At 70.8% G+C, this 24,379-nt stretch carries 20 protein-coding genes; 16 read left to right on the forward strand and 4 right to left on the reverse strand.

Annotated features, from left to right (window positions below):
- Positions 1-213: 213 nt before the first annotated feature.
- The 8 genes from urtA (at position 214) to atzF (ending at position 11,159) form a co-directional block, all read left to right on the forward strand.
- Complete coding sequence (urtA, locus tag JFB92_RS07480) at positions 214-1,491, forward strand: urea ABC transporter substrate-binding protein (RefSeq protein WP_199036577.1); 1,278 nt, start codon at positions 214-216, stop codon at positions 1,489-1,491.
- A gap of 28 nt (positions 1,492-1,519) precedes the next feature.
- Positions 1,520-2,404: an urea ABC transporter permease subunit UrtB gene (gene urtB, locus JFB92_RS07485; protein WP_199036579.1), complete on the forward strand. Its 885-nt coding sequence runs from the start codon at positions 1,520-1,522 to the stop codon at positions 2,402-2,404.
- Positions 2,401-3,486 carry an urea ABC transporter permease subunit UrtC gene (gene urtC / locus JFB92_RS07490; protein WP_199036581.1) on the forward strand — a complete coding sequence of 362 codons (1,086 nt, stop codon included), beginning with the start codon at positions 2,401-2,403 and terminating at the stop codon, positions 3,484-3,486. Before urtB ends, urtC begins: the two co-directional genes overlap by 4 nt.
- The gene (gene urtD / locus JFB92_RS07495; RefSeq protein WP_199036583.1) at positions 3,483-4,247 is read left to right on the forward strand and encodes an urea ABC transporter ATP-binding protein UrtD; all 765 of its coding nucleotides are present in this window, start codon (positions 3,483-3,485) and stop codon (positions 4,245-4,247) included. The genes urtC and urtD overlap by 4 nt, the downstream gene beginning before the upstream one ends.
- Positions 4,231-4,923 (forward strand): ATP-binding cassette domain-containing protein, encoded by a 693-nt coding sequence (locus JFB92_RS07500; RefSeq protein ID WP_199036589.1) that lies wholly within the window; start codon positions 4,231-4,233, stop codon positions 4,921-4,923. Before urtD ends, JFB92_RS07500 begins: the two co-directional genes overlap by 17 nt.
- 220 nt (positions 4,924-5,143) lie before the next feature.
- Complete coding sequence (locus JFB92_RS07505) at positions 5,144-5,860, forward strand: GntR family transcriptional regulator (protein ID WP_307789050.1); 717 nt, start codon at positions 5,144-5,146, stop codon at positions 5,858-5,860.
- Between the two features lie 23 nt (positions 5,861-5,883).
- The gene (gene uca, locus JFB92_RS07510; RefSeq protein ID WP_199036591.1) at positions 5,884-9,456 is read left to right on the forward strand and encodes an urea carboxylase; all 3,573 of its coding nucleotides are present in this window, start codon (positions 5,884-5,886) and stop codon (positions 9,454-9,456) included.
- A gap of 2 nt (positions 9,457-9,458) precedes the next feature.
- Positions 9,459-11,159 (forward strand): allophanate hydrolase, encoded by a 1,701-nt coding sequence (gene atzF, locus JFB92_RS07515; protein WP_233162577.1) that lies wholly within the window; start codon positions 9,459-9,461, stop codon positions 11,157-11,159.
- 99 nt (positions 11,160-11,258) lie between these two features.
- Here the strand turns inward: atzF and JFB92_RS07520 are convergent, their stop codons facing one another.
- Together JFB92_RS07520 and JFB92_RS07525 are read right to left on the reverse strand one after the other, a co-directional pair.
- Positions 11,259-11,816, reverse strand: a complete 558-nt coding sequence (locus JFB92_RS07520; protein ID WP_199036595.1) for a CDP-alcohol phosphatidyltransferase family protein — start codon at positions 11,814-11,816, stop codon at positions 11,259-11,261.
- Positions 11,813-12,424 (reverse strand): hypothetical protein, encoded by a 612-nt coding sequence (locus JFB92_RS07525; RefSeq protein WP_199036597.1) that lies wholly within the window; start codon positions 12,422-12,424, stop codon positions 11,813-11,815. Before JFB92_RS07525 ends, JFB92_RS07520 begins: the two co-directional genes overlap by 4 nt.
- A gap of 144 nt (positions 12,425-12,568) precedes the next feature.
- Between JFB92_RS07525 and JFB92_RS07530 the strand changes: the two genes are divergently transcribed.
- From JFB92_RS07530 to JFB92_RS07545, 4 genes are read left to right on the forward strand one after another with little or no spacing between them, the layout of a single operon-like run.
- Positions 12,569-13,957, forward strand: coding sequence for a histidine kinase (locus tag JFB92_RS07530; protein ID WP_199036599.1), 1,389 nt, complete (start codon positions 12,569-12,571; stop codon positions 13,955-13,957).
- Positions 13,954-14,655 (forward strand): response regulator, encoded by a 702-nt coding sequence (locus JFB92_RS07535; protein ID WP_233162578.1) that lies wholly within the window; start codon positions 13,954-13,956, stop codon positions 14,653-14,655. The genes JFB92_RS07530 and JFB92_RS07535 overlap by 4 nt, the downstream gene beginning before the upstream one ends.
- Positions 14,656-14,703: 48 nt before the next feature.
- Positions 14,704-15,552: a YwqG family protein gene (locus JFB92_RS07540; protein WP_199036601.1), complete on the forward strand. Its 849-nt coding sequence runs from the start codon at positions 14,704-14,706 to the stop codon at positions 15,550-15,552.
- A gap of 35 nt (positions 15,553-15,587) precedes the next feature.
- A complete protein-coding gene (locus JFB92_RS07545; RefSeq protein ID WP_199036603.1) occupies positions 15,588-16,340 on the forward strand; it encodes a maleylpyruvate isomerase family mycothiol-dependent enzyme in 753 nt (250 codons plus the stop codon).
- 57 nt (positions 16,341-16,397) lie between these two features.
- Here JFB92_RS07545 and arfA read toward each other — a convergent pair whose 3' ends face one another.
- Positions 16,398-17,903: an arabinosylfuranosidase ArfA gene (gene arfA, locus JFB92_RS07550; protein WP_199036605.1), complete on the reverse strand. Its 1,506-nt coding sequence runs from the start codon at positions 17,901-17,903 to the stop codon at positions 16,398-16,400.
- 68 nt (positions 17,904-17,971) lie between these two features.
- The gene (locus JFB92_RS07555; RefSeq protein ID WP_199036607.1) at positions 17,972-18,979 is read right to left on the reverse strand and encodes a LacI family DNA-binding transcriptional regulator; all 1,008 of its coding nucleotides are present in this window, start codon (positions 18,977-18,979) and stop codon (positions 17,972-17,974) included.
- A 286-nt stretch (positions 18,980-19,265) separates the two neighbouring features.
- On the opposite strand from JFB92_RS07555, the gene JFB92_RS07560 reads away from it, so the two are divergent.
- From JFB92_RS07560 to JFB92_RS07575, 4 genes are read left to right on the forward strand one after another with little or no spacing between them, the layout of a single operon-like run.
- Entirely contained in the window at positions 19,266-19,631 is a 366-nt protein-coding gene (locus tag JFB92_RS07560) for an L-rhamnose mutarotase (RefSeq protein ID WP_307789051.1), read from the forward strand.
- On the forward strand, positions 19,624-20,793 hold the full coding sequence (gene rhaI, locus JFB92_RS07565; protein WP_199036610.1) for an L-rhamnose isomerase: 1,170 nt from the start codon (positions 19,624-19,626) through the stop codon (positions 20,791-20,793). Before JFB92_RS07560 ends, rhaI begins: the two co-directional genes overlap by 8 nt.
- A 13-nt stretch (positions 20,794-20,806) precedes the next feature.
- On the forward strand, positions 20,807-22,828 hold the full coding sequence (locus JFB92_RS07570) for a bifunctional aldolase/short-chain dehydrogenase (RefSeq protein WP_307789052.1): 2,022 nt from the start codon (positions 20,807-20,809) through the stop codon (positions 22,826-22,828).
- Positions 22,825-24,321 (forward strand): rhamnulokinase, encoded by a 1,497-nt coding sequence (locus JFB92_RS07575; RefSeq protein WP_199036614.1) that lies wholly within the window; start codon positions 22,825-22,827, stop codon positions 24,319-24,321. The genes JFB92_RS07570 and JFB92_RS07575 overlap by 4 nt, the downstream gene beginning before the upstream one ends.
- The last annotated feature ends 58 nt before the right edge of the window (positions 24,322-24,379 follow it).

Below are 24,379 nucleotides of genomic sequence, written 5' to 3' on the forward strand. Positions count from 1 at the left end.
CCGGTTGTGCGGGCTTTTTTACTGCCCAGAAATCACAGTTCACCTGCCTGTACTTGACAGGCATGGCGGTGAAACATCGCGAACCTAACTTGTCCTGAAAGCGGATACGCCGTTGTATACGCACCCGTACACCGCCGCTGCCTGCGGCGGCGCCCGTGCAGACCCCGCGCCCCCAGCGGCCGGGACACTCCTCTGCGAAAGGTCGATAACCGCATGCCACACCGCTTCAGCCCCTTCAAGGGCCGCCCCGCCCGCGCACTGGCGGCCTCGGCGGCCGCCCTGCTCGCCGCCACCGTCGCGGCCGCCTGCGGTTCCCGCGCCGGCGACGAGTCGGCCGCCGCCGCCGAATCCTGCCTGGACACCTCGGGCGACACGGTCGCCGTCGGCGCCCTGAACTCCCTGTCCGGCACCATGGCCATCTCCGAGACGACCGTCCGCGATGCCATCTACCTCGCCGTCGACGAGATCAACGCCGACGGAGGCGTTCTGGACAAGCAGATCGAGATCGTCGCCGAGGACGGGGCCTCGGAGCCGACCGTCTTCGCCGAGAAGGCCGAGAAGCTCATCCGCGAGGACTGCGTCGCCGCCGTCTTCGGCGGCTGGACCTCGGCCTCCCGCAAGGCGATGCTGCCGGTCTTCGAGGACAACGACTCCCTGCTGTACTACCCGGTCCAGTACGAGGGCCTGGAGGCCAGCGAGAACATCTTCTACACCGGCGCGACCACCAACCAGCAGATCATCCCCGCCCTGGACTACCTGGCCGAGACCGGCGTCGAGTCCCTCTACCTGGTCGGCTCCGACTACGTCTTCCCGCGCACCGCCAACGCCATCATCAACGCCTACGCCGAGGCGAACGGGATCGAGATCCTCGGCGAGGACTACGTGCCGCTGGGCTCGACCGAATTCTCCACGATCGTCCAGCAGGTCGACGCCGCCGACGCCGACGCGGTGTTCAACACCCTCAACGGCGACTCCAACGTGGCCTTCTTCCGCGAGTACTCCAATGTGGGCCTGACGGCCGACCAGATGCCGGTCATGAGCGTCTCCATCGCGGAGGAGGAGGTCGGCGGCATCGGCGTCGAGAACATCGAGGGCCAGCTGGCCGCCTGGAACTACTACCAGACCGTCGAATCCGACGCCAACAGCGCCTTCGTCGAGGCGTTCAAGGCCGAGTACGGCGCCGACCGGGTCACCTCCGACCCGATGGAGGCCGCCTACAACTCCGTCCACCTGTGGGCCGCGACCGTCGAGGCCGCCGAATCCTTCGCCGTCGAGGACGTCCAGGCCGCGGCCGGAGGCGTCTCCTTCGAGGGACCCGAAGGGACGGTCGTGATCGACGGAGAGAACAACCACGTCTCCAAGACCGCCCGCATCGGCGAGATCGCCGACGACGGCCTGCTCTACACCGTCTGGGAATCGGAGGGCCCGATCGAGCCCGACCCGTTCCTGGAGGGCTACGACTGGGCCGCCGACCTGACCGTCACCGAATAGCGACGCAGGCGATCGGGAAGGAGACCGCATGGACGTCATCGTCGGACCCCTGTTCACCGGATTGAGCACCGGCTCGATCCTGCTGCTGGCCGCCCTCGGACTGTCGCTGACCTTCGGTCAGATGGGCGTGATCAACATGGCGCACGGCGAGTTCATCATGGCCGGCACCTACACCGCCTACCTCACCCAGCAGCTGGTCGGCGACGCCGGCGTCTCCCTCCTGATCGCCCTGCCGTTCGGCTTCGCCGTCGGCGGGGCGATGGGCCTGATCCTGGAGGCCCTGCTCATCCGGCACCTGTACCACCGGCCGCTGGACACGCTCCTGGCCACCTTCGGCGTCGGCCTGATCCTCCAGCAGGTCGCCCGCGACATCTTCGGGGCCCCGGCGGTCAACGTCACCGTCCCCGAGGCGCTGCGCGGCGGCGTCGACATCCTCGGCACGACCGTCCCCAAGACCCGTCTGTTCATCATGGCCCTGGCCGTGGTCGCCGTCGTCGCGGTCACCCTGGTGCTGCGCTTCACCCCGGCCGGGCGGCGCATCCGAGCCGTGGTCGGCAACCGCGACTTGGCCGAGACGGCCGGGATCTCCTCGCGCCGGGTCGACGCCGGGACCTTCTTCATCGGCTCGGGACTGGCCGGCGTCGCCGGGGTCGCCTTGACCCTCATCGGCTCGACCAGCCCGACCACCGGGCAGTCGTACCTGGTCGACGCGTTCCTGGTCGTCGTCGCCGGGGGACTGGGCCGCATCAAGGGCGCCGTGGTCGCCGCGGTCGCCCTCGGCGCGCTCCAGGCGGTCTTCGAGACCTACTCGACCGCCTCCCTGGCCAAGGTCGGCGTCTTCGTCGTCATCGTCGTCTTCCTGCAACTGCGCCCGCAGGGCCTGTTCACGCTGCGGACAAGGAGCCTGGCATGAGCAAATTCCTCCAATCCAGACTGGGAACCTGGAGCGGTTTCGCCGCCGCCGCGCTGGTCCTGTTCGGTCTGGCCCCGCTGGTCCTGTCCGGTTTCCGGCTCGGCCTGTTCGCGCAGTTCATCTGCTACGCGATCGTCGCGGTCGGCATCGGCCTGGCCTGGGGCAGGGGCGGGATGCTCACCCTCGGCCAGGGCGTGTTCTTCGGCATGGGCGCCTACCTGATGGCCATGCACCTGAAGATGGCCGACGCCGAGTTCCGAGGCGGCCCCGGCTCGGTCCCCGACTTCATGGAACTGGCCGGCATCCGCGAACTTCCCGCCTACTGGGCCCCCTTCGCGTCCCCGGTATTCACCGTCGCCGCGATCCTGATCCTGCCGACCGCCGTGGCCGTCCTGCTCGGCCTGGCCGTGTTCAAACGCCGAGTGAAAGGCGCTTACTTCGCGATCCTCTCCCAGGCCCTCGCCGGAGCCTTCGCGATCCTCCTGATCGGGCAGCAGTCGCTGGGCGGGTTCAACGGCCTCAGCTACTTCCGCTACTTCTTCGGGTTCACCATCAACGACCCGGTCAACCAGCGGATGCTCTACTTCATCACCGCCGCGGCCCTGCTCGGCGTGGTCGCGGTGGCCCTGCAACTGCGGCGCTCCCGCTACGGCGAGCTGCTGGTGGCCGTCCGCGACGCCGAGGAACGCGTCCGCTTCCTCGGCTACGACGCGGCCAACGTCAAGGTCGTCGCCTACGCGGTGGCCGCCCTGTTCGCCTCGATCGCCGGGGCACTGTTCGTGCCGGTGGTCGGCATCATCTCCCCGGCGAGCGTCGGCATCGTCCCCTCCATCATGTTCATCCTCGGCGTCGCCATCGGCGGCCGGGCCACCCTGGTCGGCCCCGTCGTCGGCGCCCTGGCCGTCGCCTGGGCCCAGACCGCCCTGTCCGAGCAGTTCCCCTCGGCGTGGACCTACGCCCAAGGGCTCCTGTTCGTCCTCGTCATCGCGCTCCTGCCGGGCGGGATCGCGTCGATCCCGGCCCTGGCCAAACGACTGAAGAAGACCCGGACCGCCAGCACCCCAGCGGAGGCAACGGCATGAACGACATCGCACTGACATGCACTGACGTACAAGTGGCCTTCGACGGATTCAAAGCCGTCGACGGCGTCGACCTCACCCTGCGGCGCGGCGAGGTCCACTTCCTCATCGGACCCAACGGCGCCGGCAAAACGACGCTGGTCGACGCCGTCACCGGCCTGACCCCGTACACCGGCTCGGTCGTCAAGGACGGCACCGAACTGCGCGGCAAGAAGGTCCACCACATCGCCCGCGCCGGCGTCGGACGCACCTTCCAGACCGCCGCCGTCTTCGACAACCTCACCGTCGCCCAGAACCTCGACATCGCCGCCGGAGCCGCCCGCGGCCCCTGGACGCTGCTGCGCCGCCGCAAGCACCTGCCGGAATCCGTCGTCGACACCATGAAGCGCATCGGCCTGGCCGAACACGCCGACCGCGCCGCCGGCACCCTCGCGCACGGGCAGAAGCAGTGGCTGGAGATCGGCATGCTCCTGGTCGGCGACGCCGACGTGCTCCTGCTCGACGAACCCATTGCCGGCATGGGCCACGAGGAACGCGAGACCACCGGGGCGCTCCTGCGCGACATCGCCGGCGAACGCGCCGTGGCCGTGGTCGAGCACGACATGGACTTCATGCGCGCCAACGCCTCCCGTGTGACCGTCCTCCACGCCGGATCCGTCCTGGCCGCCGGAGGCGTCGACGAAGTCTCGGCCGACCCCCGCGTCCAGGAGGTCTACCTCGGCGCCGAACGGGGAAAGGAGACCGCCGATGCTGCGGCTGCGTGACCTCACCTGCGGCTACGGCCGCACCGCCGTCGTCCACGGCATCGACCTCGAGATCGGCGCCGACCAGGTCGTATCCGTCATGGGGCACAACGGAGCCGGCAAGACCACCCTCCTGCGCGCCGTGGTCGGCCTCATCCCGGCCATGGGCGGCACCGTCGAGTTCGACGGCGCCGACGTCACCGGCCGCGCCGCCAACAAACGCGTCAAAGCGGGCATGGCCTACGTCGCCCAAGGCCAGCAGTGCTTCGCGCACCTGACCGCCGCCGAGAACCTCCGACTGGTCGCCGACGGCCGCAAGAACGGCAAGGCCCTCATCGACGCCGCGCTCGACCGCTTCCCGGCCCTGCGCGGCCTCCTCGGCCGCCAGGCCGGGCTGCTCTCGGGCGGCCAACGCCAGCAACTGGCCATCGCCCGCGCACTGATCACCGAGCCGCGCCTGCTGATCCTCGACGAACCCACCGAGGGTATCCAGCCCAATGTCGTCGCCGAGATCGAACAGGCGATCGTCGACCTGGCCGGGACCGGCGGACTGTCGGTCCTCTTGGTCGAGCAGCACCTCGGATTCGCACTCCAAGCAGCTCAGCGCTACTACGTGCTCCGCTCGGGCCGGGTCGCCTCAAGAGGCGATACCGGCCCGGAGAGCAATGTCCTCGTAAGAGAGGCCATGGCCATTTGACATCCCATCCTGCCTTTGCAGGAGGCCCCAACCTTCACAGGTCGAGCTTTCTGCTTCACAGACGGTCGCCGACTCGCATGAGCAACAAGGGACGAAGCCTCGTCCATCGGTCTTACACCAGCTCCACAGACCTGACATTCCGTGAGCCCCACGGTAGGTCCAATTTGCTTGGTTTTCGCATAGCGGACGACCCAAACGACACCAATCGATCGGAGGGAAAGTGAAACCAGGTTCCTACTCAGAGTTGCCGGAGACCGAGGAGCCCCTGGCCGCCCGCGTCTACGTCGCCCTGCGCGCCGACCTCATGGCCGGCAAGTACGAGCCGGGCCGCCGCCTCGGCGAGGAGCGCCTGGCCGGGAACTACGGCGTCTCGCGCACGCCCGTGCGCGAGGCCCTCTCCCGCCTGTCCGCCGATGGCCTGGTCGCCCGCGAAACCGACGGCCTCTACCCCTACCGGCCCCGCATCGACCAGCTCAACGACCTCTACGAGGTCCGGCTGACCCTGGAGCTGCGCGGCCTGGCGCGGGCCGCGGCCGACCCCGAGACCGTCCACGACCGCGACATCATCGGGCCCGAACTCGACCGCTGGTACGCCCTGCGCGCCGCCCCGCCCAGCCCGGACGCCGGATTCGTCGACTCCGACGAGCGCTACCACGTCACGCTCCTGGCCTCGGCGGGCAACCCCGAACTGGCCGAGGCGCTCAAGGCCGTCAACAACCGCATCCGGCCGGCCCGCATGTTCGACTACTTCACCGACGAGCGGATGGCCTCGACCATCGACGAGCACATCGCCATCGCCGAAGGCGCGCTCGAAGGACGCTACGAGGAGTCGACCAAGATCCTCACCCGCCACATCGAAACCTCCCGGTCCATCGTCGTCACCCGCGCCGAATCCGCCCTCACCTGGGCGAACCTGGCCAACGCCGTCCGGCCCTGAACCGCCCATCGGAGGAGAGCACCGTGTTCGACCGCATCCTGATCGCCAACCGCGGGGAGATCTCGCGCCGGATCACCCGCACCGCCCACCGCATGGGCATCGAGACCGTCGCCGTCTACTCCGAGGCCGACGCCGCCTCCCTGCACGTGGCCGAGGCTGACCGGGCCGTGTGCGTCGGCCCGGCCGCCCCCTCGGAGTCCTACCTCGACGTCGACGCGATTCTGGCCGCCGCCAAGGACACCGGAGCCCGGGCCGTCCACCCCGGCTACGGTTTCCTCTCCGAGAACGCCGAGTTCGCCCGCCGCGCCGCAGAAGCCGGCCTGGTCTTCATCGGACCCACCCCCGAACAGCTCGAACTGTTCGGCGACAAGGTGACCGCCCGCGGGGCCGCCGCCCGCGCCGGAGTGCCCCTGGCCGCCGGCACCGACGCCCTGCCCGGGGTCGAGGAGGCCCTGGCCGCGGCCGAGGCCGTCGGCTACCCGGTGATCGCCAAGGCCTCGGCCGGAGGCGGCGGCATCGGCATGCGCACCGCCGAGGACGCCGACGAGCTCGCCGAGGTCTTCGCGTCGGTCAAGCGCCTGGCCGCGGCCAGCTTCGGTGACGACGCGGTCTACCTGGAGCGGTACGTGCGCCGCGCCCGCCACGTCGAGGTCCAGGTCTTCGGCGACGGCGCCGGGCGCGTGCTCAGCCTCTCCGACCGCGACTGCACCCTCCAGCGCCGCCACCAGAAGGTCATCGAGGAGGCCCCGGCGCCGGGACTGCCGGACGAGGTCCGCGACGCACTGCACTCCTCGGCGCGCGCCCTGGCAGCACAGGCCGACTATCTTTCGGCCGGGACCGTCGAGTTCATCTACGACGCCGACCGCGACGAGGCGTCCTTCCTCGAATTCAACACCCGCCTCCAGGTCGAGCACCCCGTCACCGAGCAGATCCTCGGCATCGACCTGGTGGAGTGGATGATCCGGGCCGCGGCCGGCGACACCGGATTCCTCGACCAGATCCCCGAGGGCGGCCCGGCCCCGACCGGCTGCGCAGTCGAGGCCCGCGTCTACGCCGAAGACCCGGCCCGCGACCACCTGCCCAGCGCCGGGCTGCTCACGTGCGCAGAATTTCCCGAACAGGCCCGAGTCGACACCTGGATCGAACGCGGCATCGACGTCCCGGCCCACTACGACCCGATGCTCGCCAAGATCATCACCGCCGGCGACACCCGCGAAGAAGCCTGGAAGGCGCTGTCGGAGGCCCTGGCCGGCACCAGGATCGAAGGCGTCCACACCAACCTCGGGCAACTGCGCGCCGCCACAGTCGACGAACGGGTCGCCGCCGCCGAGCACACCACCGGAACCGTCGCCACCATCGCCGACACCTCCCCGCGCATCGACGTCATCGCCCCCGGCGTGCTGACCACCGTGCAGGACTGGCCGGGCCGCGTCGGCTACTGGCAGGTCGGCGTCCCGCCCTCGGGCCCGATGGACGACTACTCCTTCCGCCTGGGCAACCGCGCCCTCGGCAACGACGAGGGCCTCCCCGGGCTCGAATGCACCGTCGCCGGGCCCGTCCTGCGGTTCACCACGGCGACGACCGTCTGCGTCACCGGCGCCCCCGCCCCGGTCACCGTCGACGGCGAACCGGCCCGCCAGTGGGAGCCGATCGAGGTCCCCGCCGGAGCCGAACTGGCCGTCGGCCAGGTCGCCGACGCCGGAGCCCGCACCTACATCCTCTTCGACGGCGGACTCGACGTCCCCACCTTCCTCGGCTCGGCCTCGACCTTCCCGCCCGGACGCATCGGCGGCTACACCGGCGACCAGCTCCGGCCCGGCGACCGCCTCACCCCCGGCCGCACTACCGGAACCCCGGCCCCGGTCCCGATACCGGCCGAAGCACGACCGACCTTCACCCACGACTGGACCCTCGCGGTCACCCCCGGACCCCAACCGGCCCCGCACTACTTCACCCGCGAGGACATGGAGACCCTCTACGAGGCGGCCTGGAACGTCCAAGTCCACGCCGGACGCTCCGGCGTCCGCCTCGACGGACCCCGCCCGACCTGGGCCCGCACCGACGGGGGAGAAGCCGGGCTCCACCCGTCCAACCTCCACGACAACCCGTACTCGGTCGGCACGGTCAACTTCACCGGCGACACCCCCGCGCTGCTGGGCCCCGACGGGCCGAGCCTGGGCGGCTTCGCCTGCCCGTTCACCGTCACCGTCTCCGACCGGTGGAAGCTCGGCCAGCTGCGGCCGGGCGACACCGTCCGGTTCCTGCCGGTCGCCGAGGACGAGGCCGACCGGCTCCGCGCCGCACCGGTCGCGGCCCCCGTGCCGCTGATCGGCGCCGCCGACGACGACGCCACCCTCGCGTCCATCGACGGCGACCGGAACCGCCCGGCCGCGGCCTACCGCCGCGCCGGCGACGACGCGATCCTCCTCGAATACGGGCCCATGCACCTCGACCTGGGCCTGCGCATGCGGGTCGGCGCGCTCATGGACGCCATCGCCGCGGCCGAGGTGCCCGGCATCATCGACACCACCCCCGGCGTGCGCAGCCTCCACCTCCACGTCGACCCCGACGTGATGCCGATCCGCACCCTCACCGGGCTGCTGACCGAGCTCGAGGCCGACCTGCCCGACATCGACGACATGGTCGTGCCCTCCCGCGAGGTCCGCATGCCGATCGCCTGGAACGACCCGGTCGTGGACGAGGCGATCGCCCGCTACACCACCAACGTCCGCGACGACGCCCTCTACAACCCCTCCAACATCGAGTTCATCCGCCGCATCAACGGACTCGACTCGGTCGAGGACGTCGCCCGCATCGCCACCGACGCCAGCTGGCTCGTCCTCGGCCTCGGCGACGTCTACCTCGGCGCCCCGGCCGCCGTCCCGGTCGACCCCCGCCACCGCCTGGTCACCACCAAGTACAACCCGGCCCGCACCTGGACCGCCGAGGGCACGGTCGGCATCGGCGGCTCCTACATGTGCATCTACGGCATGGACTCGCCCGGCGGCTACCAGCTGGTCGGCCGCACCGCCCCCATCTGGGCCGGACTGCGCGACCTCGCCTCCTTCCGCGACGGCCTTCCCTGGCTGCTGCGGTTCTTCGACCGCGTCGTCTTCGAACGCGTCTCCGAGGAGGAACTGGCCGAGACCCGCCGCGAACTGGCCGCCGGCCGCACCGAGATCGACATCCGCGAAGGCGTCTTCGCCTACGCCGAATACCGGAGGCTCCTGGCCGACAACGCCGAGTCCATCGCCGCCTTCACCGACCGCCAGGCCGCGGCCTTCGAAGCCGAGCGGCGCCGGTGGGCCGAGGCCGGCGAGTTCGACCGCGACCTGACCGAACCGGCCCCCGCCGCGACCGCGATCAAACTGGCCGACGACGAGACCCTCATCGAAGCCCCGATGGCCGCCAGCGTCTGGCGCGTCGACGTCGCCGAAGGCGACCGGATCGACTCCGGGACCGCCGTGGTCGTCCTGGAGGCCATGAAGCTGGAGATGCCGGTCCCCTCGCCCGCCTCGGGCACCGTCCGGCGGGTCCTGGCCGCGCCCGGCGACCAGGCCGCGCCGGGCACCCCACTGGTCGTGCTGGGCCGATAACGTTGCAAGCGAAGCAGACAGGGGAGTACGTGAACACCATCGAACGGGTCGAGGCCGCCTACGCCCGCATCGCTCGGATCGACCGGCCCGAAGCCTGGATCACCCTGCGCGAGAAAGATGAAGTGCTGGCCGAAGCCGCCATCATCGACCAGCGGGCCGCCGCCGGAGCGGACCTGCCGCTGGCCGGGCGGCTCTACGCGGTCAAGGACAACATCGACGTCGCCAGTCTGCCGACGACCGCCGCCTGCCCCGCCTACGTCTACACCCCCGAACGCGACGCGGCCGCCGTCGCCCGGCTCCGCGCGGCCGGAGCGATCTGCCTGGGCAAGACCAACCTCGACCAGTTCGCCACCGGCCTGGTCGGCACCCGCAGTCCACACGGTCCCGTGCGCGCCGCCGCCGACCCCGCCCGGATCTCCGGCGGCTCCTCCTCCGGCTCGGCGGTGATGGTCGCGCTCGGCGTGGTCGACTTCGCGCTCGGCACCGACACGGCCGGATCGGGACGGGTTCCGGCCGCGCTCAACGGCATCGTCGGCATCAAGGCCAGCCTCGGCCTGGTTCCGACCGGCGGCGTCGTCCCGGCCTGCCACTCCTACGACTGCGTGACCGCCTTCGCCGGCGACCTGGCCGGTGCGGTAGAGGCCATGCGCGCCATGACCGGGCCCGACGCCGACCCCGCCTCCCGGGACTGGCCCGCCGAGGTTCGGCTCGCGGCCGGGCCCCGGCCCCGCCTCGCCGTCCCCCGCGAGTCCGACCTCGAACCGCTGGACCCGGACTTCCGGCCGCTGTGGGACCGGGCGCTCGCCCGGTTCGAGGCCGCGGGCGTCGAGTGCCGCCCGATCGATGTGCGGCCGCTGCTGGAGGCGGCCCTGCTGCTCTACGAGGGCGCCCTGGTGAGCGAACGCTACGCCGCCTTCGGTGAGTACATCGACGCCTGGCCGGACGAAGTGGACCCGACCGTGGCCGAGATCGTCATGGGCGCCAAGAAGTTCACCGGCGCCGACCTCGCCGCCGACCAGCAGCGGCTCCGCGCGGCGCGGGCGGCCGCCCGCGACCTGCTCGACGGCTTCGACGCCCTCGCCCTGCCCACCGCGCCCCTGCACCCGACGATCGCCGAGGTGCGGGCCGACCCCATCGCCGTCAACGCCAAGATGGGCACCTACACCAACTTCGTGAACCTGCTCGACATGGCCGCCGTCGCCGTCCCGGCCGGCAGCGCCGGAACCAAGGGCTTCGGCGTCAGCGTCATCGTCCCGGCCTTCAACGACCAAGTCGCCGTCGACCTGGCCGCCCGATTCGGCGGTGTCGAAGCCCCGCAGTACGCCCCGGCCGAGGCGGAACTGGTCGTCTTCGGCGCCCACATGACCGGCATGCCGCTCAATACCCAACTGACCGACCTGGGCGCCCGCTACGCCGGTGCGGTCGCGACCGCACCGGCCTACCGCATGTACGCCCTGAACACCGATCCGCCGAAACCGGCCGTGGTCAGAGCGGCCCGCGGCGTCTCCCTGCCCGGCGAGCGCTGGCTGCTCAGCCCGACCGCGCTGGGCCGATTCCTGACCGCCCTGCCCGAGCCGATGACGCTCGGCAAGGTCGAACTGGACGACGGCGACTGGGCCACCGGGTTCGTCGCCGCGGTGCCCACGGGCACCGACATCACCACCACCGGAGGCTGGCGCGCCCACACCGCCAAGACCGATTGACCCGCCACCGGCACGCACACCCGGTCGCCCGGTGCCGACACCAACTTCAGGGCGCCCCGCCCGGTCCGCGCGGTGGCCGGCGACTGGATCCACGTCGGCTCAACGGAGGATCTGGCGCAGATACCCGGCCCCGGCGGCGATGTGGAGCAGAGCCCCGACCGCCAGGCCGAGCTGCCCTATCGGGAGCATCCAATCCAGATCCGGGTCCAGGCCGAGCATCACGGCGAACAACGCCGCCATCGACACGGCGGTGCGGACCTTCCCGATCCGGGAGACCCTGAGCCGGCAGGCCCGACCCCGCCACCAGTACAGGCCGCCGACGACCAGATCCACCACGGGGAAGGCCGCAATCAGCCACAACGGACCGGCCCCGGCGAGCGCCGATGCGACAGCGATGCACACGATGCCGACACGATCGGCGAGCGGATCGAGCGCCTCCCCGACGCGGCTCGCCTGGTCGAGTTTGCGGGCGAGGAAGCCGTCCACCCAGTCGGAGGCGCCCCACAAGGCCGTGAGCGCGGCCGCGCCGAGTGGATCGGAGTCCCACACCAGCAGGGCCACGATGGGCGCGATGAGCGCGAATCGGATCGCGGTGACCAGATTGGGCACGGTCCACCACGCCGGACGCCGCTGTCGCGTTTCCGTTTCCCGCGTCATGCGCACTCCCGCATCTCCACGGCGGCTTCGGGCGATCCGGACCGCCTCCCCTTGAACCACCAGCCCAAGGCGACGCTCAACGCGGCAACTGAAGTCACCGTCGTGGCCGCCGACAGCAGTCCGGCACCGAAGACCCAGCCGATGAGCAGGCCGACGCCGACCATGTACGACGCCCACGCGGCACCGGCGAACGCGGCCATGGCGGCGTGCCGATAGTCGGGCGTGGCCACCGCCGCCCAGGCCAGCGCCGTCCTGCCGGCGGGGACGAACCTGGCGACGAGGGTCGTCCGGACCGGCCGGAGCCTGAGCGTCTCCCGCAGTTTGATCTCCGCATGAGTGATCGTGGCCGACCGCAGTACGGGTCGGCGCATGCTCCCCCGGAAATACCGCAGGGCACGGCAGCCCAGCACGTCACCGAGCCAGGAGGTGCCGGCGGCCCAGGCGATCAGGCCCGCTATGAGGAGCGGGTCGCCGACGAGGAAGCCGGAGATGGTCGCGATCGTGGTGGCGCTGGGGACCATCGGAACGAAGAAATCGGCGATGACCAGCGCTGCCAGCAGCAGAGCAACGAGCGGCAGGCTGGAAATCTGGGTGAGTTCGTCCAACATGCGGGCAACGTTATGGGCGCGGCCGTGCCGCTGGACAGTGATGAAAGAGAGGCTCGGCACTAACGAAAGTGAGTGCCCGCGGCGGCGCCGGCTCCCTATCTTCGAGGGGTGCCCAATCGTAATCCGCTACCGGCTTCGCGTGGCATGCGCGCCGCAGCCGCCGCCGTCGCAGGAGTCCTAGTCGGCCTCGCCGTGACCTTCTCGGCGTCGTACAACCTATTCGGGCTGCTGTTCAGCCTGGCCGTCGTCGGATTGGCGGTCTGGTACTTGAGACCGGCCTGGTCGCAGGTCGCGGTCGCGGCGGCGGTGATGTTCGGGACCACGACGGCGATGGGACAGCTGTACTGGTCGGCCCCCGTGGAGGGCTTTCTCTTCGGAGGGCTCTACGCCTTCGGGTTCCTCGTCGTCATCCTGATCATCTCAGCGGTGCGTGCACGCCAGAGCTATCTCCAACGAGGCTGGGCCCTGGCCTTCGCCGAGGCGCGGGAGCAGGACGTGCGTGTCGAGCGGGCCGTGGCCCGGGAACGCGAGGCGATGGCCGGTGAGATCCACGACGGCCTGGGGCACCGGTTGACGCTGATCGCCGTGCAGGCCGCCCGGCTCTCCCTCGACGAGGAATTGCCGCGGCGGGTCAGAGACGAGATGCAGGGCATTCGGGCGAACGCCGCCGCGGCGGCGGACGAGCTCGGCGAGACGGTCGGGCTGCTGACGGGGAGGACCTCGGAGGTCGCGGGGTCGTTGAACGGGCTCGGCATCGAAGACGTGATCGAGCGCGCGCGGTCCTCCGGTGTCACGGTGCGCGGCACCGTCGGCCCGGAGGTCGAGGGGGCCGCCAACGACTACAGCCGCGCCGCGCTGCTTCGGGCCCTGCAGGAGGGGCTGACCAACGCCGCCAAACATGCACCGGGTGCGGAAGTGCATGTCACCGCCTACGTCGACGGCGAGGAGGCGGTGCTGGAGATGCGCAACGCGGTGGCGGTCGCGGCCACGGCTCCAGGACCGAGCGGCCACGGCATCGTCGCGTTGCGGCACCGCGCCGAGATCCTCGGCGGCATCCTGGAAGTGGAGGACGGCGAAGAGTTCGCGGTGACGCTGCGACTGCCGTGCGTGTCGATGCCGTCGAGCACCGGGACGCGACCCGAGCCGTCCCGGATCGCGAAAATCGCCGATGAGGCCGCCGGTGCTCGACGGCGAGGACGGCTCGCGACGCGATTGGCGTGGATGGTGCCCCTCGCCGGACTGTTGGTCTCGGTGCTGGTGGTCATCGGATACTTCGTGTATTTCACGTACGCGTCAGTCCTGCCGCCCGAGCGCTTCGCGTCCATCGGCGTCGGCGATGATCGCGACGAGACGGAACTGGTGCTGCCACGAGAGGAGATGCTCGACGCCCCGTCCGCGGTCCTTCCCGAGCCTTTCGGGGCGACGTGCCGCTACTACGAGGCCACGGTCAGTTTCTTCGAGCGCGACGATGTCCACCGGATCTGCTTCTCGGACGGCCGCGTCGTCGCCACTGATACGATTCCGCCCTCATGACCGCCTCTGTGTCCGAACCAATGGAGCCGCGACGCGAGGGTCCGGTGCGGGTGCTGCTCGCCGATGACGACGTCCTGGTGCGCACCGGCATCGCCGGCATCCTCTCGACCGCCCCCGGCATCGAGGTCACCGCCGAAGCGGCCGACGGCCTCGAAGCGCTCGACCTGATCCGCCGACACCTGCTGGACGTCGTCCTCCTCGACATCCAGATGCCCGGACTGGACGGCATCGGCACCCTCGAACGACTGCGCCGCGACCGCGTCGGCACGCCGGTGGCGATGCTGACGACCTTCTCCGACGAGACCTACCTCGCTGAAGCATTCAGGCTCGAGGCGCTCGGGTTCTTCCTGAAGTCCGACGACCCTCACCACCTCATCGCCGGCGTGCGCGCCCTCGCCGCCGGCGGAGCCGCGTTCTCGCCGCGCGTGGGCCGCTGGCTGGTGCGCCGCCAGGCGCGCCAGCCGCTCGACCGCTTGACTCGGGCCCAGGCGATCGTCCGCGACCTGACCCCGCGCCAGCGCGAACTGCTCGCCGCCGTCGGCAAAGGACTGTCCAACGTCCAGATCGCGGCGTCGCTGCATCTGTCCGAAGGCACCGTGAAGCAGTACCTCAGCGCCCTGTTCGCCCGGATCGGGACCGAGAACCGTGTGCAGGCCGCGCTGATCGCCTTCGAAGCCGGGCTCGACGCGGAAGAGTGAGGCTCCGGTCGGTCGGTGGGTGTCGCACGGCTGCGCTACGGTGCGCAGATGACCGATTCCCAGGAGCTGAGCGAGCTCGCCGACCGATATCTGCCCCCGTCGATCGCCACGCCGTGGAAGGCGATGCTGAAACCGGCGATCCAGTTCGGTTCGGCCGCGGGGAACGATGTCGTGGCCGCTCAGCTGGGCGGAGATCCGGATCTGCCGGTCGGTGAGCCCTGGCCGGTGTGGGAGGGCCGCGGGCCGCTGAGTTTCATCGCCGCCTTCGACTGCGCGGCCCTGCGCGTGGCCGGCTTTCCCCTGCCGGAGGCCGGGAGCCTGTTGTTCTTCTACTTCGACGGGCAGGCAGACGACCATGACGCCGTGGTCGGCGCGTTCGTACCGGGCACGCAGGACGGAGCGCGAGTGGTGTACGTCCCCGCGGGCGCGGCCACCGAGCGGCGCTCGGCCCCCGCACCGCTCAAGCCCTACCGGCGACAGCTGCTGCGGGCCGAACCGGTGTGGACCGTTCCCGAACCCGGCAGTGCCGCCGTCGCCGGCGCCTTCGGAGCGGAAGCCGCGGAGAAGGACGACCATCCGCTCAATGCCGACGCCTTCGTCGAGGCGATCTACGAGGAGGTGTCGGTCAGCGTGTGCCACCAGGTCGGAGGGTATCCGATGTCGGTGCAGCATCCGGTCGAGTACGAGGTGAACCAGGTCGCGGCCGAGCTCGTCGGGCCCGCGGGCAGTGCCGAGTACCGTGAGGCCGACCGTTGGCACCTGCTCGCGCAGATCGACTCCGACGACGCCTCCGGCATGATGTGGGGCGATGTCGGCATGCTCTACTGGCTCATCCAGGAATCCGACCTGGCCGCCGGGAGGTTCGACCGGGCCGCGTTCACCTGGCAGTGCTCCTGAGCCGGCCGTCACACCGACCTGAGATGATCGCCGTCATGGACTTTCCAAGCCTCCGAACTCATCTCGCCGCCGAGGCGGACGCGCTCAAGGCCGCCGCCGCCCGCGCCGACCCGGACGCCCGCGTCCCCTCCTGTCCCGACTGGACCGCGACCGACCTGCTCGACCACGTCACCGAGGTCTACGACCACAAGACGCAGTGCATGCGACTGCTGCGCGAACCCGAAGACGGCGAGCGGCTCGAACGCGAAGGCGGCCCCGCCGAACGGTTCGACGCCGCCCTGGCCGGGCTGCTGGCCGAGTTCGACGCCCGCCACCCCGAGGACCTCTCCCACACCTGGTACGGCCCCGATCAGACGGTCGGGTTCTGGATCCGGCGCATGGCCGCCGAGACCGTCGTCCACCGCGCCGACGCCGAACTGGCCGCCGTGGAGACGATCGGTCCGGTCGACCCCGGGCTCGGCGCCGACGCCGCCGACGAGATGCTGCGGATCATGGTCGAGTGGGAGAGCAGGGTCTCCCGAGACGAACTGGCGGAGGTCCTCGCGGACGCCGCCGGTCTGGTCGTGGCCGTGGACGCCGGTGAGCGCGCGTGGACCGTGCGGGTCGGCGCCGAAGCGGCCGAGGTCGCCGATGGGATCGACGCCGACGCCCAGGCCACGGTCTCCGGGACGCCCGGAGAGGTGCTCATGTGGCTGTGGCGGCGCCTGCCCGCCGAGGCGCTGACCGTTGAAGGCGACGCCGCCAAGAGCGCCGCGCTGCACGCCATGCTCGCCGAGTTCGGCCAGTAACCGCATACGCGAACGGGGCCGGGACGCGAAGCGTCCCGGCCCCGTGCTGTCGCTGTCTTAAGGCCGGATGCGGATGGTGTTCCAGCTCATCGCGGGCAGTTCGACCGAGATCGTGCCGTCCTCGGTGGTGACGGTCTTGTTCTCGACCGAAACGACCCGGTTCTGGTCGTCGATGGTGTTCCGCGCGTCCGGGTCCTCATCGGTCAGCGTCGAGCAGGTCACCGACCCGACCGATTCGAGCGCACCGGCGTCGACCGTGAGCGTCAGCGGCCGGTCCAGGTCGCGGTTGACGGCGAACACGGTCACCGAGCCGTCCTCGCCGGCCACGGCCACCGAGTGCAGGGCGGAGACCTCCCCGTACTTGTCGGTGTCGAACCCGGGGGAGTCGGCGGAGACGCGCAGGACCTTGCCGCGTCCGTGCCGGCTGGCCTCGGCGAAGGGGTAGAACGTCGTCTGCCTCCATGCCGGACCGCCCGGCTCGGTCATGATCGGGCCGATGATGTTCACCAGCTGCGCCAGGCAGGCTGCCGTGACCCGGTCGGCGCGGCGCAGCAGGGTGATCAGGAGCGAGCCGAACACGACCGCGTCCATCGCCGAGTACCGGTCCTCCAGCTGCCGGGGCGCCTCGACCCACTTGGCGTGCTCGGACTTCTCCCAGTCCTGCTGGTACCAGACGTTCCACTCGTCGAAGGAGATGTTGATCTTCTTGTCGGTTTTGAGCTCCGCGCCGACCGCGTCGGCGGTGGCGATGACGCCGTCGATGAACAGCTCCATGTCCTGCGCGCTGGCCATGAAGCTGGGGATGTCGCCGTCGCCGGGGTGATAGTAGGCGTGGGCGGAGATGAAGTCGACCGACTTGTAGCAGTTGGCCAGGACCTCGGCCTCCCAGGAGCCGAAGGTCGGCATGCCGCGGGAGGAGGAGCCGCAGGCGACCAGGTCGAGCGAGGGGTCGATCATGCGCATCGCGCGGGCGGTCTGGTCGGCGATGCGGCCGTACTCGGTGGCGGTCATCTGGCCGATCTGCCAGGGCCCGTCCATCTCGTTGCCCAGGCACCACAGCTTGATGCCGTAGGGTTCCTCGTCGCCGTGGGAGCGGCGCAGGTCCGACAGGGCCGTCCCGGAGGGGTGGTTGGCGTACTCCATCAGGTCGAGGGCCTCCTGGAGTCCGCGGGTGCCGAGGTTGACGGCCATGTTCGGCTCGACGCCGACCGCGCGGCAGAACTTCATGAACTCGCCGAGGCCGAACTGGTTGGTCTCGGTGACGCCCCAGGCCAGGTCGAGGCGGCGGGGGCGGTCCTGTTTGGGGCCGACCCCGTCCTCCCAGCGGTAGCCGGAGACGAAGTTGCCGCCGGGGTAGCGGATCATGGTCGGACCGAGCTCGCGGACCAGCTCCAGGACGTCCCCGCGCAGCCCCGCGGCGTCGGCGGTGGGGTGCCCGGGCTCGTAGATGCCGGTGTAGACGCACCGGCCCAGGTGCTCGACGAAGGAGCCGAAGAGCCGGTCGGGCACGTCGGCGACGGTGAAGCGGGGGTCGAACGCGATGCGCGCTTGTCGTTGGGCCATGGGTGCCTCCCAGAGAGGATCGTGACCGTCGGCGGCACGATGTTTTATCGGTAAATTCCCATGGGATACTACAGGTCGGCGACAGTGGAGGCGCGTGCGACCAGCTCGGGCTGGAATACCACGTTGCGGTGGGTGTGGCCCGAGCCCTCGGCCACCTCGTCGAACAGCAGCTGCGCGGCGGTGCGGCCCAGCTGGGCGCGCGGCTGGCGGATCGAGGACAGCGGCACGGCCGCGGCGGCGGCGAAGTCGATGTCGTCGTAGCCGACGATCGCGCACTCCTCGGGCACCTTGACCCCGCGCATGGTCAGGCCCTGGAGCGCCCCCAGGGCGAGCAGGTCGTTGGCGCAGAAGATCGCCGTGGGCGCATCGGACAGGGCCAGCATCTGGTCGACCGAGGCGCGCCCGCCCTCGGCGTTCAGGCTCGCCGAGGCGTAGGTGTCGAGGCGGACTCCGGCCTCCTCGCAGACCTCGCGGCATCCGGCCAGGCGGTCGGCCACCTGGGGGATGGTGGGGGGACCGCCGAAGAAGGCGATGGAGGTGTGCCCGAGCTCGACCAGGTGGCGGGCGGCCAGGCGGCCGCCGTGCACGTCGTCGACGGCCACCGAGCAGTGCGGGTAGCGGCCCGCGCCGCGGTCGACGAGGATGACCGGGATGTCGTGGGCGGTCAGCCGGGCCAGGCGCTCGGCCGAGGACTCGTCGACCGGGGTGATGAGCAGGCCGAGGACCCGCTGCTCTTCGAGGATCTCCAGGTGGCGCTGCTCCCGTGCGAGGTCCTCGCCGGAGTCGCACACGGTGACCACGCCGCCGGCGGAGTCGACCAGCGGTTCGGCCCCGCGCACGACGTCGGTGAAGAAGGGGTTGGCCACGTCGAGGACGACGATGGCGACGTTGCGGCTGCGCCCGGCCCGAAGCTGGCGGGCCGAGTCGTTGCGCACGTAGCCCAGCTCGGCGATGGCGGCTTGGACTCTGGCGCGGGTGTCCTCGGCGACCGCTTCGGGGCGGTTGAGGACGTTCGAGACCGTGCCGACCGATACGCCCGCGGCCCTGGCCACGTCTTTCATGCTGGTAGTGCTCATCGTCACCTCACCGAGTCTATAGAGGGGCGCCACGCCGGCGGCGCCGCGAGCGAGCCGGAGCGGGGTCGGGCGTCGATTCGGGGAGCCGTGTGCCACCAGCAGGTTGAAACGAATCAACCCGTTTTGGAAGGCACCCGGAGCATAGCTCGGAGTCGCGATCGAATTGTCACCGGAGGGATCTTGACAGCGCTGGCCAGCGCGATTTATGTTTACGGGACCCCTCATGAAACGATTCAATAATGCCGGTGCAATAATCGTGACCCCCACCTCAGAAGGAGGCACCCCTGTGAGACAGCGAGTGTGTTTCACCTTGCAGGTCCGCCGTGACCGCCTGGACGAATACCGGCGCCGCCACGCCGCGGTCTGGCCCGAGATGCTCCGCGCCCTGGCCGAGACCGGCTGGGAGAACTACTCGCTGTTCCTGTCCGAGGACGGCCTCCTGATCGGCTATCTCGAGACCGAGGACTTCGACGCCGCCCGCCGGGCCATGGCCGAACGCGAGGTCAACGCCCGCTGGCAGGCCGAGATGGCCCCGTTCTTCGAGAACATCGGCGCCTCGGCCGCGGACGAGTCGTTCAACGTCATCCCGGAAGTGTTCCACCTGGAGGACCAATTGGCGGCGGCAGAGCTGAAGGAGCCCGCTCATGAGTGACCTGCGCAAACACGCGAAGACGGTGCTGGCCGGCCAGAACATAGAGACCCCGTCCTGGGCGTTCGGAAACTCCGGCACCCGGTTCAAGGTGTTCGGCCAGCAAGGCGTCCCCCGAGACCCCTTCGAGAAGATCGCCGACGCCGCGGCCGTGCACCGGCACACCGGCGCGGCCGGCTCGGTCGCCCTCCACATCCCCTGGGACAAGGTCGAGGACTACCCCGCACTGGCCGCCCACGCCGCCGAGCAGGGCGTGTCGATCGGCACGATCAACTCCAACACCTTCCAAGACGACGACTACATGCTCGGCAGCGTCTGCCACCCCGACCCCGGCGTGCGCCGCAAGGCCACCGACCACCTGCTCGAATGCGTCGACATCATGGACGCGGTCGGCTCGACCGACCTCAAGCTCTGGTTCGCCGACGGCACCAACTACCCCGGGCAGGACTCCATCGCCGGCCGCCAGGACCGCCTGGCCGAGGTCCTGGCCGAGGTCTACGACCGCCTCGGCGAAGGACAGCGGATGCTGCTGGAGTACAAACTGTTCGAGCCGTCCTTCTACCACACCGACGTGCCCGACTGGGGCACCTCGTTCGCCCACTGCTCGCAGCTGGGGGACAAGGCCCAGGTCGTCATCGACACCGGCCACCACGCCCCGGGCACCAACATCGAGTTCATCGTCGCGTTCCTGTTGCGCGAGGCCAAGCTCGGCGGCTTCGACTTCAACTCCCGCTTCTACGCCGACGACGACCTCATGGTCGGCTCGGCCGACCCGTTCCAGCTGTTCCGCATCATGCACGAGCTGGCCCTGCGGGACGCGATCGGCGCCGAATCGGGCATCGCCTACATGCTCGACCAGTGCCACAACATCGAACCCAAGATCCCGGCGGTCATCCGCTCGGTCATGAACGTCCAGGAGGCCACCGCCAAGGCCCTCCTGGTCGACCACGAGGCCCTGACCGCCGCCCAGGCGAGCGGCGACGTGCTCGGCGCCAACGCGGTCCTGATGGACGCCTACAACACCGACGTCCGACCGCTGCTGGCCGAACTACGGGGCGAGCAGGGCCTGTACGCCGACCCGGTCGCGGCCTACAAGGCCAGCGGCTACGCCGAGACCATCGTCGAAACGCGCCGAGGCGGCCAGGCCGCCGGATGGGGGGCCTGAGTTGCACGCGCCAGTGAACGACCTGATCGACCGCTCCAACCGGCTCGGCGCCGACAAGCGCAACACCAACTTCGCCGGCGGCAACACCTCCGCCAAGGGCGTCGCGACCGACCCGGTCACCGGCGGCGACGTCGAACTGCTGTGGGTCAAGGGCTCCGGCGGCGACCTGGGAACCCTGCGCCCCGAGGGCCTGGCCGTGCTCCGGCTCGACCGGATGCGCGCCATGGTCGATACCTACCCCGGCGTCGCGGCCGAGGACGAGATGGTCGGCCGCTTCGACTACTGCCTCCACGGCCGCGGCGGCGCCGCCCCCTCGATCGACACGGCCATGCACGGCCTGGTCGACGCCCCGCACGTCGACCACCTGCACCCCGACTCCGGGATCGCCTTCGCCACCGCCGTCGACGGACCCGCCCTGACCAAGGAGTGCTTCGGCGACCGCGTCGTGTGGGTGCCGTGGCGGCGCCCCGGCTTCCAACTCGGCCTCGACATCGCCGCCATCAAGGACGCCAACCCGCAGGCCATCGGCTGCGTCCTCGGCGGCCACGGCATCACCGCCTGGGGAGCGACCTCGGCCGAATGCGAGGCCAACTCCCTGGAGATCATCCGCGGCTGCGAGACCTTCATCGCCCAGCGCGGCGACAAGGACCCGTTCGGAGCGACCGTGCCCGAACGGGCACCGCTCGACGAGGCCGACCGCGCCGACCGCGCCGCCGCCCTGGCCCCCGTCATCCGCAATCTGGCCTCCACCGACCGCCGCCAGGTCGGCCACTTCACCGACGACGCTGCCGTACTGGACTTCCTGGCCTCGGAGAAACTGTTCGACCTGGCCGCGCTCGGCACCTCCTGCCCCGACCACTTCCTGCGCACCAAGGTCCGACCCCTGGTCCTGGACACCCCCGCCGACACCCCGCTGGAGACGGCCGTCGACCGCCTCAAGGAGCTGCACGCGGCCTACCGCGAGGACTACGCCGCCTACTACGAGCGCTACGCCGAACCGGACTCGCCGCCCATGCGCGGCGCCGACCCTGCGATCGTCCTCGTGCCGGGCGTGGGCATGTTCTCCTTCGGCGCCGACAAGAAGACCGCCCGCGTCGCCGGCGAGTTCTACGTCAACGCCGTCAACGTCATGCGCGGAGCCGAGGCCATCTCGACCTACCGGCCCATCGACGAGGCCGAGAAGTTCCGCATCGAGTACTGGGCGCTCGAAGAGGCCAAACTCAAGCGGCTCCCGAAGCCCAAACCGCTGGCCGGACGCGTCGCCCTGGTCACCGGCGCCGCCAGCGGCATCGGCAAGGCCACCGCCGCCCGGCTCGCGGCCGAAGGCGCCTGCGTCGTCATCGCCGACCTCGACCCGGCCAAGGCCGCCGAGGCCGCCGCCGAGATCGGCGGCGCCGACACCGCCGCGTCCGTGGCCGTCGACGTCACCGACGAGAATGCGATCAAGCGCGCCGTCGCCGCGGCCGCCCTCGCCTTCGGCGGCCTCGACCTGGTGGTCAACAACGCCGGGCTCTCCCAGTCCAAGCCGCTGGTCGAGACCACCGCCGCCGACTGGGACCTCCAGCACGACGTGATGGCCAAAGGCTCCTTCCTGGTCTCCCGCGAGACCGCCAAGCTCATGATCGACCAGGGCCTGGGCGGCGACATCGTCTACATCGTCTCCAAGAACTCCGTGTTCGCCGGCCCCAAGAACATCGCCTACTCGGCCACCAAGGCCGACCAGGCCCACCAGGTGCGCCTCCTCGCCGCCGAACTCGGCGAGCACGGCATCCGCGTCAACGGCGTCAACCCCGACGGCGTCGTGCGCGGCTCGGGCATCTTCGCCGGCGGCTGGGGCGCCAAGCGCGCGGCCGTCTACGGCGTCAAAGAGGAAGAACTCGGCCAGTACTACGCCGGACGCACTCTGCTCAAAAAGGAGGTCCTCCCCGAATCGGTCGCCGACGCCGTCTACGCCCTGGTCGGCCCCGACCTCGGGCTGACCACCGGCGTCCACGTCCCGGTCGACTCGGGCAACCCGCAGGGATTCCTGCGATGACAGCGCTCATAGCGGCAGTCGACCTCGGCGCCTCCTCCGGGAGGGTCATGGCCGCCACCGTGGACGGGAACCGGATCGGCCTGACCGAGGCCGCCCGGTTCCCCAACCGGGCCCTCAGCGCCGCCGGTCGCCTCTACTGGGACCTGACCGGCCTGTGGAACGGCATCCTCGAGGGCCTGCGCGACCTGGACGGGCCCGCCGCCGTCGGCGTCGACTCCTGGGCGGTCGACTACGCCCTCCTCGACGCCGACGGGCACCTGCTGGGCACCCCGGTCTGCTACCGCGACTCCCGCACCGACCGCACGAGGGGCCGGATCCTCGACGCACTCGGCGCCGAAGCCCTCTACGCGCGCACCGGCATCCAGCACCAGCCGTTCAACACCGTCTTCCAACTGGCCTCCGAGCGAGCCCAGACCCTGGCCGCGGCCGACCGCGCCCTGCTGATCCCGGACCTGATCGGCTACTGGCTCACCGGCGCCTACGCCTGGGAGGCCACCAACGCCTCCTCCACCGGCCTGGTCGACCAGGCCACCGGCACCTGGGTGCCCGAAGTGTGCGCCGCCGCCGGCCTCCCGGCCGACCTGCTGGGCCCGATCACCCCCACCGGCACCGTCCTCGGCGGCCCGACCGACACCGTCGCCGCCGACACCGGCCTCGACGCCCGCACCAGCATCGTCGCCACCGCCAGCCACGACACCGCCTCGGCGGTCGCGGCCGTCCCCTACGAGAACGAGCACGCCGCCTACATCTCCTGCGGCACCTGGTCCCTGGTCGGCACCGAACTCGACCGGCCCGTCCTGAGCCCAGTCGCCCTGGAGGCCGGATTCACCAACGAACGGGCCGCCGACGGCCGCACCAGGTTCCTGCGCAACATCGCCGGACTCTGGCTCCTCCAGGAATCCCTGCGCGCCTGGGCCCGAGCCGGGCACGAGGCCGACCTCGACCGGCTGATCAAAGCCGCCGCCGCGCTCCCGCGCGCCCGCTCCCTGGTCGACCCCGACGACCCGGTCTTCGCCGCCCCCGGCGACATGCCCGAACGCATCCGCACCTGGTGCGAGCGAACCGGCCAGCCGGTCCCGCAGAACCCGGCCGAGACCACCGCGTGCATCCTCGACTCACTGGCGCTGGCCCACCGCCGCGCCATCGAACGGCTCGAAGCGCTCACCGGCACACCGGTCGAGACGATCCACATCGTCGGAGGCGGATCCAACAACGAACTGCTGTGCCGACTGACCGCCGAGGCGACAGGCCGGACCGTCCTGGCCGGACCCGACGAGGCGACCGCCCTGGGCAACGCCCTGGTCACCGCCCAAGCGCTCGGCCTGATCGCGGACGGACCCGAACCCCGCCGCGAAGCGGCCCGAGCCTCGGCCCGGCCCCGCAGATACGAACCGGCCCCCTCGGGCCGGCTGTGGACCGACGCCGCCGCGCGGCTCGCCGACTTTTCCGACACCGACCCGGCCGCGCGGCTCGCGGCCGAGAAGACCAACTGAACAACGATCCTGAAGGCCCGCGCGAGCGGGACCCCTCTCAAAGAAGGAGAACACCGAC

This window comes from Glycomyces salinus, from assembly GCF_016428645.1.
In the GTDB taxonomy this organism is placed as follows: domain Bacteria; phylum Actinomycetota; class Actinomycetes; order Mycobacteriales; family Micromonosporaceae; genus Glycomyces; species Glycomyces salinus.